The sequence below is a fragment of the Spongiibacter taiwanensis genome, from assembly GCF_023702635.1.
Lineage (GTDB): Bacteria > Pseudomonadota > Gammaproteobacteria > Pseudomonadales > Spongiibacteraceae > Spongiibacter > Spongiibacter taiwanensis.
In genome coordinates this window covers 2,136,794-2,151,377 of the sequence record NZ_CP098455.1, presented here as the reverse complement: position 1 = coordinate 2,151,377, position 14,584 = coordinate 2,136,794, and the positions used below count along the sequence as shown (strand labels likewise).

Here is a 14,584-nt window from a genome sequence, read left to right as displayed (position 1 = left end):
AATGGCAGTTCATTCGGTGCTCGACCACACAACACGCTTTTCCATCCGGTAGCGCAGCAAGCGCTGACCGCGGCGCTCTACCCGTTCTTCGGCCACCACATCAAACCCCTGGCGGGCAAAGAAAGGCCGCGCCAATACGCTTGCGTCGGTGGTCAAATGGCTCACACCCCATTGAATCAGGCGTGCCTCCACATGCCGATACAGGCTCTTAGCAATACCGCGACGGCAGCATTCCGGATCAGTAAACAGCAAGTCGATATGCCCGTCGAGGCTGTATCCGATAAAGCCCAGCGACTTGCCCTCCTGCTCAGCTACCACTACCTGCAGCCAGGCCAGCCGGATTTGCCAAACCGTTAGATCAGGCGGCACTGGCGCCCAAGCAAATAACTCAGGCGGTGAGTATGCACTTACACCAAGGGTATGCACCGAGCGCGTGAACAAGGCCGCCAGTTCCGGCAAGTCGGTTTCCTTATAGACCCGCAACTGCATAACCGCATTCCTTTTTGGCAGGCTGACAATAGTGGTTGGAAATATGATCGGCACGACGGGCTAACTGAGCAATACCGCCAGCCCATCTTTGCTCTGCGCTTTGCGATATCGCAATATTTCCCGGCGCTGGCCGCCCGTTAACCCCAGGCGGTGTCGAGAGTTGCCCGAAACCGAAAGAGCGAGCGGGCGGTGCGGGGGCAGGTATGTCGCAAAAAGGGGAAGGGAAACCAGCGATTGCGGGCTGTCATTGCATGGATCAGCACGGCAAGCTCGTCGAGGCGCTGCTGCTCACCCGGCTCAAAGGAGAACTGCAGGCGCAGTTTCTCACCCTCATCCAGCGACCCGAGCCGGCGGAGCACCCAATCGCGCAGCGCTGCGCTCACTGGCAATACACCCTCCACAAACACCGTAATGCGCTGGGTCAGATCAACCTCTGCCCGCAAGGTGCAAAACCAGAACACCAGTTGGCCGGCGTCATCAAAGTCGCCCTCCCCGCGATCATCAATCACGATATCGATCAGGTCGCCCCGCTTACGGATTCGGCCATGCTCCAGGCCACCGTATTGGGCAAATAACAACGGTTTTAATGCGGCCATAAGCTCAAACAAGCGCAGGGGTGGAGATGGAAGCGCAACTCGTCAATTTTCCTCCGAACCCAATATGCCAACAACAATGGGATTACGCAGCAAGACTGCCAGGGAATCCAGTGCCTGCTGTCGCTCTGGGCCAACCGCGGGGCACTGGCGAATTCGCTGTTCAAGCTCCCGCAATGCCACCCGCAATTCGGCGTTCTGAACAGCAGCGGGCTGCGTCGGTGCCGTCGGCGAAAATTCACCCATTAAACCTGACAACGAAAAGCCTGCCTTGTCGGCAATGCGCGACCCCAGTGCAAACGCGGGATTGTCTTCGGTAGCGCCCACCCCCTCCCCAGCGCGGTCGGGGGTGATCGCTTTGATTCGCAATTGGAAATAGCGACTGTCTGCGGATTCCCGCACAGGGACCACCGCAATGACGGTAAACCAGGCTTCGGCCTCGCCGTGCAGATCAACCACCAAACGCTCTCCCTTAGAGGGAGGTACCAGCAAATCATCGGCGATGATGTTGCTACCCGCAATCACCCCCGAATAGGGCCCACGCGCTTCGTCCGGGCTGGCGCCAATCCAAAATTTATCTGGCATAGTGATTATTGCCTCGATTGTTTTATGGGGGCTGCCATCTCGCTCACTCCAGATACGCCTAATCTCGAGTCAGCAACAGGGTGGCCAGCAAGATCGCACCGATGCCAAGCCACTGCAACGGGGACAGTACCTCGCCCAGAAAGGCAAAGCCGATCAGCACGGCCACCGCGGGACTCACATACACAACACTGCTCAACTTACTCGGCGCAACCTGGGTGGCCAGCCAGCAATACAGCACATAGGCAATCCCGGAACCAAAAATCGACAGGTAGGCGACTTCCATAAACAAGCTCGTGGACCAGTGCCAATGCAAGTCGTCCCAGGAAGCGGTACAAACCAGTACCAGAAGCCCCCCTGCCACACAGCTCTGTATGCCAGCCGCCATCACCGGGTGGCAGTTGATTGGTCGGCGCCGCATCAACAATGTTCCTAACGCCATAGACATGGCCGCGCCAAGCACCGCCAATGCAGGTCCTATTGGCATCGCAATCGGGTCACTGCGACCTCGACTCAACACAACCAGCAAGCCCACCAAGCCGAGAAACAGGCTAAACCATTGCAATACTGTTGGGCGCTCGCCCCTTTTCCCCAATGCACCAAACACAGTAAGCCATACAGCCGAACTAGCCATAATGACTGCAGAAACGCCGGACGGGACCCATTGCTGAGCCCAAGTAACCGTCACACTGGCCACCACCAATACCAGTACACCCGACAAGCCCATCACCAGGTAATCATCCAGGCGAGTCGGCAGAGGCTTTCCCATCATTATCCCGGCGAGCAGCAATAATGGGCCAGCAAGCACCGCCCTGCTTCCCGCAATAAGCAATGGGGAGGCCTGATCGACCGCTAACGAGAGCGCTGCGTAATTTGATCCCCAGATCAGATAGATAGATAGGAATGCCAAGCCAATCTTGGGCAATGTGTTGTGCACAAATAGCAACCTGTTTAAATTGACTTGAACATCAACCTGAATAGACAAATACAGAGAAATTGTTTATTATCGACGCATTCACTAAAAGTTGACACATTGTCTTAATTGTAACGGGTAGCACACTTTGAATACAAAATTAAAGTTACAGGCTCGACCCACCAGAAAGACGCGCGCAAAACACGGTGGCGAAAAGCCCTCAGTAGAAGCAAGATTGCTGGCAGCAACAGAGCGCCTTCTCCAGCAAGGCAACAGCTTCGGCTCCATCTCCATTGAACAACTCACCAAAGAAGCCGGCATGGCTCGCGGCACCTTCTATCTGCATTTCAAAGATAAAGGAGAATTGGTGGCACGCCTGATGGATTTTTTCACCGAGGAAGTCACCTCGAGTTTTGGCACCTGGACAGAGAACGCCGAAATTGCCGAGCCCAAAGACGTGGCTGCAGCTGTGCGGGGGATGGTAAAGAGCTTTAAATCCCACGAGGCTATTATTGTCGCTGTTCGTGACACCATGCCCAACGATAATAACGTGGCGGACCTATACGAAAAAATGATGAACACCATCTCCGAGATGGCGATGGAATCAATGAAGGCAATCAAGCAACGGGGGTTGAGCCGGGAAAATGCCGACTATGACCGTGTCGGATTTGCTCTGGGCTGGATCGTCGGGCTGTACTGTACTTACTTTATCGACCGGCACAACACCAAAGAACTCAACCACGCCATCAACGCACTGGACTATGTCTGCCAGACCGCGATTTTTTCCGATGCGGCCCGAGAGCAGCTCGACTAACGCAAATTCTGATCTGTGGCGCTGACATAAGAACAATAATATCCCTCGCCACCTCGCTGATTTTCCACCAATTTCTGCTCTACTTCTCCGCCCCTACTTGTTCCCTGCCAGCTCAACAAACAGTTCAGCGTGCTAACCAAAAAAAACTTAAAGCGTTAGTTCACAAAAATGAACACCGTGACTATTTTTTGTTTCCACAAAGTGCTATAAAATTCACACATGACGCATTGCGTGAAATGCGTTTTAGTCACGATGTTAGATTCTAATAAGTATGTTGAGGATTCGATATGAAAAAGTCATTGGCTCTGGCTGCTGCATTGTTCGCTTCGACAACTGCGTCCGCGCAGCTGGCGATTCCCGTTATTGGCCAATTGGAAATCCCAGTGATTGGTCAGCTTGAACTGCCGGCACTGGGTGGCGGAATGGGCGGTCTGGATATTCTTGCTATTGGTAGTTTGGGCGGTGATGCAGATTTGTCCTCACTTCTGGACGTTGGCAATATCACAGACATGATCGAAAGTGACCCGCTGGGCGTGGTTGGTATTGGGAAAGAACTTCAGGGAATGGGCGCTCCCGCGCTGACCCCGCTTCTGCTGACAGTTTCACCCTTCGTTGACGCCGGCCCCGCACTGCCTCTGTTGGCGCCGCTGCTGAATGGCGCATCTCTACTACCCGGGCTGCCCAATCTCGATGGCTTCATGTAAAGCAAGTTTGCTGCGGCCCCGCCGCAAGTAAAAACCCCGCCGGTGCTCGGCGGGGTTTTTTTATGCCTTTATTTTTCCAACAAAAAAGGGGACGAAAGCGTCCCCTGAAAGGTGAGTCTTGGGGTGGACAAGACTCGGTGAATGATCGTTTTTTCAGTTACCTAGCGGAATTTGCAGACCGATCGAAAATACGGTTTGCTCAAAGTCGCCAGGAACGTCGAGGTCGACATCAGCATCGTTATATTCATCTTCACGATGACTAACGCGGTAGCGGGCCTCTGCGCGAATAGCAAAGCCATTCTTGCTGAATGGCAGCATGTATCCCACACCAGCATCGACGTTATAGGTGCTGAAATCTTCCTCATCGCCTTCAACCGGGTAGTCTTTGTAATTGCTGCCAGACAGACCAGCCGTTACATAGAGACCACTATTATCGAAGGGAAAGAGCAAGCCATTTAAGGCGATGGAGGTCAACTTGGTGCCATCGAGATCGACCATACCGGGGACGATTTCATAAGCCAGATGATCTGCTTTGTAACCCAGTCCAACAGAGAAACCGTTTCCCGTACTGAAATCGGTATCATCGTTGGGGCTAACAAATGCCATCATAGGCGCAATATATGAACCATTCTTCAGCGACATCTCTTCAGCGTGGGCACTGGCTATAACAGCCATGCCCAGTGCAACGGCAGAAGAAGCATTCACCAACTTACTTTTTAATTTCATAACTCTAACCTTTTAGCTCTGCGTCTAAGCGCGTTTATTGTCAACAGGTAATGCGTAATTGAGGCGTTTGATTACAGCTCCCAGGACAGGGTTAGACCATAAATGCTGCCCTGCGCTACCGTAAATACGCCGCCAAAGTCTGTTGAAATAACACCCTGGGTATAGAACTCATCTGTGAGGTTCTTACCGAATGCACGCACATCCATATTCCAAGGCACATAGGTATACTTCACAAACCCACCTACCAGCGCGTAATCCTCTTGCTCATACTTCGAGTCGTTGGATGCGCTATAGAAGAAACCATCGTTGTAGTAGTAGTCCGCACCCACTTCCAGCTCCGAGTTACCGAAAGACCAGAATTTGGTTAGGGCAACGGTTCCGGAAAACTCCGGTGTACGGGTTTGCTTGTTGCCAGAGAAGTCATTCGTGGTACTAAACAGTCCCGTCTCGCTATCGTAGCCGGCGGCATTGGTGTACTTACCAAAGGTCGCATCGATGAAGGCACCGTTAAGAGACAGAGCAAAGCCTTCTACTACGGAGGGGAACAGCTCAGTCACCAAGTCGAAGTCAAAACCTTTCGACGTTGCCTCCGGTACGTTCTCAAACGCCAGGGCGCCGCCACTGGTTAATGAAACATACTGCGTTTGCAGGTTGGTGATATCGTATTCGAAGTAAGCCGCGTTCAAGCTCATCAAACCATCGAACAACGTAGTCCGCAGGCCGATTTCCGCCGCATCGATTTCTTCCGAGTAGATATACTGGGCCGGCAAATACACCGCAAAGGCGTTGTAAGCATGGGCTTTCTCGGCCTGTTGCCAGGTCAAGAAGATCAAGGTGTCGTCATCAAAGGGACGGAAGTCCAGAGTGACTTTGGGATAGAAGCCCTTGGTGGTATCACGATTGGGTTTTGGCCGATCATCTTGATCGCGGGCGTCAAACTGCGTCCAGTCAACCTGGAAGGGAAGCTCGGTATCGCCAACCACAACCGCCACATTAGACTTGTACAAGCCCCGCTCTTCATCCTGATAACGTCCACCCAGCGTCAACGAGAACCAATCGGTAATCGCGGCAGTTGCCTGGATGTAATAGCCAGCAGACTCGGTTTCAACTTGGGCTTCTGCGCGAGCACGGTACAACCGCTCAGAGCCTAGCAGACTGCCCAGATCGAGTCCGAGGGGGCTGGTTGCCAATGCATCAACAATGCCCTGACGCACATCATTTGCCAGACCGACGTTGCCAACGGTTACCTCAACCGGGTTGAAACCCTGGACGTTTTCAAAGAAGAACGCACCCGCCGTCACGTCCAACCAGTCAGCCCAAGGGTGACCGTCGTTGGAGATCAACTGAATCTCCGCCTGGCTGATATCAGCAGGGTGTCCGGGTACGTCGAAGGATACCAATGGCTGAGTGGAGCCATCGAAGTCGTAGTTGTATAACAAGCTACTGTCTTGCTCACTGGCCAACAGCTTGATGTCCAGCCAAGGCGTATAGAAATTCAGCTGACCGCTGAATACCTTGGTATCAGCAACACCGTAAAGGCGCTCGTCAACATACACTTCGCGATCATCATCTGGCGGCGTGACACCTGAGGCATCGCCCAGTGGGCTGGGGTTCAAGTTCTGACCAATGGCGCCGTTACCTTGGCTGCGCGAACGGGTGAAGCCCAAATTCAACTCTGCCCATTCCACAGGCGCCCAGCGGGTTTTGATGCGAATACCGCGGTCGATCTGTTCGCGCAAGGGCTTACCGGCAGATTCGCCATCAAGGTGATAATCCTGTACCGAGTAGAAGGCACTCACGTTCACAGCAAAATCATCGGTGACCGGTACACTGGCATAAACCCGCGGCTTGATCAGGTTATTGCTGCCAACGGTCATGTCGATGCTGACTTGAGGCTCATTAAAATCGGGTGCCTTGTTGGTCACGCTGATCGCGCCACCGGTGGCATTACGGCCAAACAGGGTACCCTGTGGGCCTTTAAGAACTTCTACCCGCTCTACCCCGGCGAAATCCTGGATAAAGGTGGGTGAGAAGGGAAAGTACACGCCATCAACGTAACTGGCGATACTGGGGTCAGCGGTCAGAAACGCTTCCGTACCGATACCACGGAGGAAGATCGTTGCGTAGCCCGCCTGAGAACCTACATCGAGGCTAGGTACCGCGCGAGCCAAGTCCAACTGGCTCTCGATACCCCGTGACGCGAGCGCATCAGGCGAGAATGCCTGAATGGAAATAGGTACGTCTTTGAGATTTTCCTCACGTTTTTGCGCCGTAACCACAACCTCTTCGAGCATGGCGCTGCGTTTTCTTGGTTTTTCCTCTTGTGCGAAACCAGGAACGGCTTGAGCGGACAGCGTTACTGCTAAACTAATCACCCCTAACTTACTGCAAGACTGTTTTGACATCTCCAGCTCCCAACAACATTTATTAGTATTTTCTAATTTGAACCGCCCCGGCGATTAGCCGGGGCGGGGTTTTACACCGAATTACGCGGCAGCCTCGTCAGAGGAGGCTTCATCATCGTGGATGATGACCGCACCAGCGTCACCGTCCAGCGTGATGGTCGCGCCATCCGGAATCAGTTGCAGCGCGCCCGGGATCTGTACCCCTGGCAAGCCATACTCACGGGCCAACAGCGCACCGTGGGAGATCAAACCACCGGTTTCGAGAACGATACCTGTGATCAGCATGAACACCGGAGTCCAACCCGGGTCGGTTGCATGCACAATCAAGATTTCGCCTTTGTTTACCCGGCCAATCTGAGACAGCTCTTTCACCACACGCGCGGTACCGGTGACTTTACCGATACTGGTGGACTTGCCTTTCAGTACGCCATCACCAGACAGCTCGGGTACGTCGATGGCAGCGGCCAGACCTTTTTGCAGGTACTTGGGCGGATGCATAGCCTTGGTGTCGATGGCGTTGAAGTTCTTCTTACGCGCAGCGATTTTGGCCTGCATCAGCGGCATACGGTCGGTGGTGCCATCCAGAACCTGGTACAGCTCGTCCTGGGTCAAGAAGTACTCATCCTTCGGTCCGTGCAGTTTGCCTTGCTCGCGGCAGCGGCGACCCACCTCCTCGTAACCCAGCTTGATGGCATAGGTTGACCAGTCCATCACCTCGCGCTCGTTGTCGCGGAACTCCAGGCTGTTGTGGCTGAAATCGATCAGCGCACGGAAGGCCTCAGCCTTGAACTCGCCGTTTTCTTGCTCCAGCAGGTTCTGATATACGTGCTCGATGGATTCTTCCAGCTTAGCGGTCATTTTCTGTTCTTGTACGAAGGGGTCTGGTGTACCCATCAGTGCCTTGAACAGACGCAGGTCAACATTGACATCATCGTGGCGGCGATCGAAGTAAATATCCCGGTCAGGATGGCCACGGTGACCGCCCAGTTCCATGTGCTTGTTCCACATCTCCATGAACTTGGGACCATCGACACACTGCTCAACGTAGTCGAAGAAGCGCTCGTTGGGGTACATGTTGAACAGGGACAGCAGCTCAGGCGACTTGTAGATAAAGTTCGCCAGCGACCATACGCGGTGGTTGTCTTTGGTAGTAACGGTGGGGTTACGGGTACCGGTCATCAAGTCCATCATGATGGTTTCGCGATCGCCGGTGTACCAGTTCTGGGTCATCCAGCCGATCCAGCCCAGGGACTCACGCATGTACCACAGCAGACCGTTCCACGGTGGATCGTAAGAAGCCACTTCCAGGCGAACCACTTTGGCGATGTATTGCTTGAGCTCGAAGTCAGACATCGCACGCAATTCTTCCTGGCTCAGGGGGCGAGTCTCGTCGCGGTAGGTCTCGCTCTCGATGAAATCATCGCGAATGACCTCCCACCATTTGAAGCCCATGTCGGGACGCTCGTTCTCAACCTTCTGGAACATTTGCAGATAACGCTGCCAGTTAAAGGGCGCGTTCAGTGCTTCCTCATGCCATTCCATAGGGATCTTTTCCAGCAGGCCAGCACGCAGTTGCGGCGGCACGGCGGTTTTGATCATTTCCAGGTCGGTTTTGGCGTTGTGGTAGGAAACACCCTTGTTGTAGATCCACAGGCGGCGAGTGCTGTAATCCAGCTCGGGATAACCGAAGGCATGTACACCCACGCTATGACACTGGTTCAGACCCCAGCAGCGCCAGGAGAACATCAGCGGAGTGATACCACCGGTCCACATTTCTTCAGGGAAGTTACGCGACCAGACTTCGTCGAACTCGATGCCGTCGTTATTACCCTGCACACTGTTGGTGACATCGGCATCCCAAGAGAACTCAACCCCAGTGATGGGACGGGCTTGCAGCAGGTAGAACTGGCCATCCTGATAGGCCCACTCGATATCCTGAGGGAAGCCGCCGTAGGTTTCCTGGATATCCAGACCGAGCTGAGCCAGCTCCTGTGCCTGGGCATCAGACAGGGTGAATACCGCGCGCTTATCCTCTGCGGTTTCTTCTTCAACGGTGCCGTTGCCAGATTTGAAATCGCGGCTGATGGTGATTTCCTTGGTGCCCAGGGTTTTTTCCAGAATGCGCTTGCCCTGGTGGCGAATAATGTACTCATCGGGTGTCACAATGCCCGATACAATGGCTTCACCCAGACCCCAGCTGGAGTTGATCAGAATCTGATCCGTGGCAGTGTTCATGGGGTTACCGGTGAACATAACACCCGAGATTTCAGACTGAACCATGGTCTGAACCACGATCGCGATAGAGCTGGTGAAGTGGTCGAAACCTTGCGAGTTGCGGTAGAAGGTCGCACGGCCAGTCCACAGTGAGGCCCAGCAGCGCTTAACCGCGTCGATCACATTGTCGACACCGCAGATATCCAGGTAAGTGTCGTGCAGACCGGCGAAGGAGGCGCCTTCCAAGTCTTCGGCAGTACCAGAGGAGCGTACCGCAACAAACACGCCCTCACCCATTTGGGTGTAAGCCGTCGCAATTTCTGAGGCCACACTGGCAGGAACATCTGTTTCAGTGATCAACTTGCGAATTTCGGCCGCTTTCTCTTCCAGCTGCTCCGCATTGTTGTAGTCCACGGTTTCCAGAATGGCGTTTACGCTGCTCTGGATTTTTTCCATGTGTTTGTTGTAACCCGTTGTGTTAACAACAAAACCTGGTGGTACCGTAAAGCCGGCGGCTGTCAGGCGACCCAAGTTGGCCCCTTTACCACCAACGATACTGATATCCGTTGCTCCTTCGTCTTTAAACCACACTGTGGATGTCGACATTGCACTTCTCCTCTTATTGATTGACGCCAATCCACACCCGCCTTACCGACGCCAGGTTGACGTTACGCTTGCTAGAGACGCTGCTTGGCCCGAGCCGAAGGACCGAAGCATGATTTTTATTTCCCCTACCCACTGGGAAGGTGTTTCTTTGAACCCCTTAACAGAGGCACAACCTCCGGAAGCCTGCGACACACTTACGTGAGATAACAAAGGCCTGGTCGAGCATCAGCGCAGTGCGGGCGTCATGAAGCCGAGCGCCAAAATCTGGCACCCTACCTCAGAAAAAATTACGCCTGACGACGGCTAAGCTGATATAGCGCTGCAAGCCGGAAGAGCAATCTTTGCCCTGTTATCGTTGTTATCGCGTTGAACCGTGACACGTATGACAACCCATAATGAACATCGTGTCAATCTTTTATGAATCACTAGTTGGTTTCTTTCAGCTAATCAATTTCGTTAAATAAGTTGATCTAATTAATTGTTTTACATGAACAAAAAAATTATTTATTGAATTTTCGCGGCGCGCAACTAGCAAAAATAATCGATAAATTTTGTAACCTGCGAGTAAAAAATACAGGCCTTAAACCACTTTCCACCCAGTCAAATATCAAAATAGGGGTATTTACCTACCCCGAACTGCTTTTAAAAAATGCACACCGTGTTCATACTTTATTTACTTCTAGGTTGAGTCGTGCGATTTTACTGCCGCCCAAAATAGGGCACTCGATACGCAACCAGAATTGCACACGTGATAACACTAATTAAAAAGTGAGGAGCAACTCCATGAGAGCAAAGTTCAACCCCCTCGTCTCCGCTATGCTAGGTCTTGGGCTGGCCGCCCCTGCCACATCCGTGTTGGGCAGCAATCTGGCACTGGAAGAAGTTGTGGTAACCGCCCAAAAACGCTCTGAAAGCGCCCAAGACGTTGGTATGTCAATTTCTGCCATGTCTGGTGAGGATCTAAAAGCAAACGGCGTCAGCGACCCCAATGATTTGGGCAAAGTCGTTTCTGGCTTCGTCTACACCAAAACCCCTCGAGGAACCCCGGTGTTCGCATTGCGCGGCATCGGCTTTGATGACAGCTCTCTTGGTTCGGCCTCCACCGTGGCGACCTACTTGGACGAAGTTCCTATGGCCTATCCGGTGATGTCACGCTTCACCATGTTCGATTTGGCTCAGGTCGAGGTTCTAAAAGGCCCCCAGGGCATCCTGTTTGGCCAGAACTCCACCGGTGGTGCGGTCAACTTCATTGCCGCGAAACCGTCTGAGGAGTTTGAAGCCGGCTTTGATGCTAGTTACGGGCGCTTCCAAACCCTTGAAACCTCGGGTTTTGTTAGTGGACAGATCACTGAAGGACTGACTGCACGCGCCAGTATCCAGGCCGTGCAATCAGGCGAAGGCTGGCAAGAAAGCTACACCCGCAATGACGAACTGGGCGAGCAGGATGCCTTCGCGGCCCGCCTGCTGGCGAACTGGGATGTGAATGATAAGCTGTCTATGCAGTTCGCCCTGCACGGCTGGGTGGATAAATCAGATACCCAAGCTGGCCAGTTGACCGAGGTGCACCACTCGGTGGACGCCACCTCCAACCCCGAGTACGACGCGTATCCGCGCTCACCAAACGACGCCCGCGCGGCGGACTGGGATGCCAACCCCGATCAACCACTGGTTCGTGACGACAGCTTTATGCAGTCATCCGTGCGGATCGATTACAGCCTGTCCGACAATCTGACGTTTACCTCCATCACCGCTTACTCGGACTACGAGCAGGACTTCAACCAGGATACCGATGGCTCCGACCTGCAGAACTTCAGCTTGAGCAACTTCGGTAGCATCGAATCCATCAGCCAGGAGTTCCGCCTGACCGGCGAAACCGACGCTGTGCGCTGGATCGTGGGCCTGAACTTCGCCGAAGACGAGACTGAAGACAACACGATTTACTACTTCGACGAGAACTCGGTATCGACTGCCTTCCAGATCGATGAGGCGATTTCAACCGCCAACCAGGACGTGGAAACCCGGGCTATTTTCGGTAACGCCGCCTGGGATGTGGGCGAAACAGTGACCCTGAACGTTGGCGCCCGCTACACCGAAGATGAGCGCAGCTACGTGGGCTGTACCGGCGATACCGGCGACGGCCAAATGGCGACAGCCTTTAATGCACTCTGGCTTGCGGTTTACCAGAGCAACAACAACCTGCAACCGGGCGATTGCACCACCGCCGATAACGGCGTTGCCGGCCTGGTTCGTCGTGAACTGGACGAAGACAATGTCAGCTGGCGCGGCGGCATTGACTGGCAGATGAATGATGATGTTCTTACCTATTTGAACATCAACAAAGGCTTCAAGTCTGGCGCGGTGCCCTCAGTTAACTCCTCTGAAGCCAAGCAGGTGAGCGTAGTAACCCAGGAGAGCGTGCTGGCTTACGAGCTTGGCTTTAAGAGCTCACTGATGGATTCGCGCATGCGCCTCAACGGTGCCCTGTTCCGCTACGATTACGAGGACAAGCAGCTGCGTGGCCGGATCTCTGACCCTGTGTTTGGCCCCCTCGAAACCCTGGTGAACATTCCAGAGTCGCAGGTTTACGGCGCGGAAATCGGCTTTGAGTTCCTGGTCAGTGAAGGTTTGACCGTGGCACTGAATGGCTCTTACACCCGCACTAAAGTCACCGATGATTTCATGAACTTTGACCCCTTGAACAATGAAATCAATTACAAAGGCCTGTCCTTCCCGCTGACCCCAGAACTGCACGTCTCTGCACGAGTCAGCTATGAGCGACCCATCAACGATCAGTGGCTCGGCTTTGTCAGCGTCAACGTGCTGCATAAAGACGAAACCACCGGCCTGTTTTATGACGAGGATGTCTTCGCCAACACGCAGATTTCGCCAGTCCTTCGCCCCGGTGAAATGGCTGACCCTGACCTGCTGAAAGTGGACGGCTACACCACCGTAGACATGCGCCTGGGTGTACAGTCTTCCGATGGCAAGTGGGAAGCCGCGCTGTGGGGCCGCAACCTGACCGACGAGTACTACTGGAACAACGCGACCCAGGGTCTGGACAACTTCTACCGCCTGTCCGCTATGCCGCGCACCTATGGTATCTCGGTGGCTTACCGCTTCTGATCAACCCCACCCATAACACCACTCCCTTGGGCTGCATTTGCAGCCCTTTTTTGCTCTTTACCGCTGTGGTTTTTAATTGTGGCGGGCATAGCCGCCCAGCTCACCACGGGGCGAAAACACCCATTGCCAGAGCTGAATATCCCGCGCCCGAAATGCCCCGGCGCAACTGAGTAAGTAGTAGCGCCACATGCGGTAAAAGCGACTATCAAATTTATCCGCCAGCCGGTCTGGCCACGCCAGCTCAAAATTGCGATGCCAGGCCATTAGCGTCTTATCGTAATCGGCGCCAAAGTTATGCAAATCTTCGGTGACGAACAGCGCATCGGCCGCGTCGCCAATCTGCCCAATGGATGGCAAATCTCCGTTGGGAAAGACATAGCGATCAATCCACGGATCAACCACTGAATGACGACGGTTCTTGCCGATGGTATGGAGCAGCATCAAGCCATTTTCCTTCAGGCAACGTCGTGCTACCTGCATAAAAGCAGCATGGTTTTTGCGGCCAACGTGCTCGAACATGCCCAAGCTGATAATCCGGTCGAACTGGCCGTCAATCTCACGATAATCCTGCAGGCGAAACGTGATAGGGAGGCTGGCGTATCGCTGTTGCGCCCACTCGGTCTGTTCTTTGGACACGGTCACCCCAACGCATTCCACACCGTAATGCTGGGCGGCATAGGACATGAAACTGCCCCAGCCGCAGCCGATATCAAGCACCTTCATGCCGGGTCGCAGGCCCATTTTTTTGCAGACCAGATCCAGCTTGTCGGTCTGGGCTTGCTCGAGGTTGGCCGCAGTTTTCCAATAACCGCAGGTGTAGGTCAGGCGGGAATCCAGCATGGCCTCGTAGACCTCATTACCAATATCGTAATGCTGTTCGCCGACCTGAAATGACCGAGACAGGCTTTGCAGATTGAATAGTCGCGCGCGGAGGGAGTCGAGCATCACCTGCCGCGGCCTGATTTGTTGATCAATGCCGTGGCGCAGAATGCGAAAGAAAAACTCGTCGAGGCGACGGGCATCCCACTGCCCCGCCATGTAGGCTTCACCTAAAGCAAGGTTGCCCTGGGTGATCAGTTTCGGGATAAAGCGCTTGTCGTGGAGTTGAAAATCCCAACTACGCGAGCCATTGATTTCAATATCGGCCTTGTTCAGCAGGGACTCAAATAGCGCGTAGGGGCTACCGCGAAACCCCCGGTTTTCTTGTCGAGTTTTTGTAAGACTGCCCACTGCGTTGCCTCCTCATACCTTGATAGGTTTGAATGAATGCTGTGCTCAGTTTCCAATAACGACTACAGAAATTTTTCAGCAAATTTTAGGCCGATCGGCGCTCCAACTGCGAAACCGCGTTAACAAAATTCTGCGCCAAGAGCAGAATCATGTCGATTTTCAAACTGCGATGCTTTTCACGGAAG

The 14,584-nt window shown here is 53.7% G+C and carries 11 protein-coding genes; 3 read left to right on the top strand and 8 right to left on the bottom strand.

From position 1 onward, the window contains the following. Window positions 1–9: 9 nt before the first annotated feature. From NCG89_RS09955 to NCG89_RS09940, 4 genes are all read right to left on the bottom strand, one after another. Window positions 10–489 (bottom strand): GNAT family N-acetyltransferase, encoded by a 480-nt coding sequence (locus tag NCG89_RS09955; protein ID WP_251086377.1) that lies wholly within the window; start codon window positions 487–489, stop codon window positions 10–12. Between the two features lie 137 nt (window positions 490–626). Beyond that, entirely contained in the window at window positions 627–1,085 is a 459-nt protein-coding gene (locus NCG89_RS09950; RefSeq protein WP_251086376.1) for a hypothetical protein, read from the bottom strand. A gap of 42 nt (window positions 1,086–1,127) precedes the next feature. After that, window positions 1,128–1,667 (bottom strand): hypothetical protein, encoded by a 540-nt coding sequence (locus tag NCG89_RS09945; protein ID WP_251086375.1) that lies wholly within the window; start codon window positions 1,665–1,667, stop codon window positions 1,128–1,130. Window positions 1,668–1,725: 58 nt separating this feature from the next. After that, window positions 1,726–2,601 carry an EamA family transporter gene (locus tag NCG89_RS09940; RefSeq protein ID WP_251086374.1) on the bottom strand — a complete coding sequence of 292 codons (876 nt, stop codon included), beginning with the start codon at window positions 2,599–2,601 and terminating at the stop codon, window positions 1,726–1,728. Between the two features lie 211 nt (window positions 2,602–2,812). Between NCG89_RS09940 and NCG89_RS09935 the strand changes: the two genes are divergently transcribed. Then, window positions 2,813–3,391 (top strand): TetR/AcrR family transcriptional regulator, encoded by a 579-nt coding sequence (locus NCG89_RS09935; protein WP_251086373.1) that lies wholly within the window; start codon window positions 2,813–2,815, stop codon window positions 3,389–3,391. A gap of 287 nt (window positions 3,392–3,678) precedes the next feature. Then, window positions 3,679–4,095, top strand: coding sequence for a hypothetical protein (locus NCG89_RS09930; protein WP_251086372.1), 417 nt, complete (start codon window positions 3,679–3,681; stop codon window positions 4,093–4,095). 153 nt (window positions 4,096–4,248) lie between these two features. Here NCG89_RS09930 and NCG89_RS09925 read toward each other — a convergent pair whose 3' ends face one another. From NCG89_RS09925 to NCG89_RS09915, 3 genes are all read right to left on the bottom strand, one after another. Beyond that, complete coding sequence (locus NCG89_RS09925; protein WP_251086371.1) at window positions 4,249–4,821, bottom strand: outer membrane beta-barrel protein; 573 nt, start codon at window positions 4,819–4,821, stop codon at window positions 4,249–4,251. 71 nt (window positions 4,822–4,892) lie between these two features. Next, window positions 4,893–7,115: a TonB-dependent receptor gene (locus tag NCG89_RS09920; RefSeq protein WP_251086370.1), complete on the bottom strand. Its 2,223-nt coding sequence runs from the start codon at window positions 7,113–7,115 to the stop codon at window positions 4,893–4,895. A 192-nt stretch (window positions 7,116–7,307) separates the two neighbouring features. Next, window positions 7,308–10,046 carry a PEP/pyruvate-binding domain-containing protein gene (locus NCG89_RS09915; RefSeq protein ID WP_251086369.1) on the bottom strand — a complete coding sequence of 913 codons (2,739 nt, stop codon included), beginning with the start codon at window positions 10,044–10,046 and terminating at the stop codon, window positions 7,308–7,310. A gap of 783 nt (window positions 10,047–10,829) precedes the next feature. Here NCG89_RS09915 and NCG89_RS09910 point away from each other — a divergent pair. Next, window positions 10,830–13,169 carry a TonB-dependent receptor gene (locus NCG89_RS09910; RefSeq protein ID WP_251086368.1) on the top strand — a complete coding sequence of 780 codons (2,340 nt, stop codon included), beginning with the start codon at window positions 10,830–10,832 and terminating at the stop codon, window positions 13,167–13,169. A 72-nt stretch (window positions 13,170–13,241) separates the two neighbouring features. Here the strand turns inward: NCG89_RS09910 and cfa are convergent, their stop codons facing one another. Beyond that, a complete protein-coding gene (gene cfa / locus NCG89_RS09905; RefSeq protein WP_251086367.1) occupies window positions 13,242–14,399 on the bottom strand; it encodes a cyclopropane fatty acyl phospholipid synthase in 1,158 nt (385 codons plus the stop codon). Between the last annotated feature and the right edge of the window lie 185 nt (window positions 14,400–14,584).

Coding starts and splice junctions, on each gene's coding strand:
- NCG89_RS09955 (WP_251086377.1), bottom strand. CDS start 489: ATGCAGTTGCGGGTCTATAAGGAAACCGACTTGCCGGAACTGGCGGCC.
- NCG89_RS09950 (WP_251086376.1), bottom strand. CDS start 1,085: ATGGCCGCATTAAAACCGTTGTTATTTGCCCAATACGGTGGCCTGGAG.
- NCG89_RS09945 (WP_251086375.1), bottom strand. CDS start 1,667: ATGCCAGATAAATTTTGGATTGGCGCCAGCCCGGACGAAGCGCGTGGG.
- NCG89_RS09930 (WP_251086372.1), top strand. CDS start 3,679: ATGAAAAAGTCATTGGCTCTGGCTGCTGCATTGTTCGCTTCGACAACT.
- NCG89_RS09925 (WP_251086371.1), bottom strand. CDS start 4,821: ATGAAATTAAAAAGTAAGTTGGTGAATGCTTCTTCTGCCGTTGCACTG.
- NCG89_RS09920 (WP_251086370.1), bottom strand. CDS start 7,115: ATGCTCGAAGAGGTTGTGGTTACGGCGCAAAAACGTGAGGAAAATCTC.
- NCG89_RS09915 (WP_251086369.1), bottom strand. CDS start 10,046: ATGTCGACATCCACAGTGTGGTTTAAAGACGAAGGAGCAACGGATATC.
- NCG89_RS09910 (WP_251086368.1), top strand. CDS start 10,830: ATGAGAGCAAAGTTCAACCCCCTCGTCTCCGCTATGCTAGGTCTTGGG.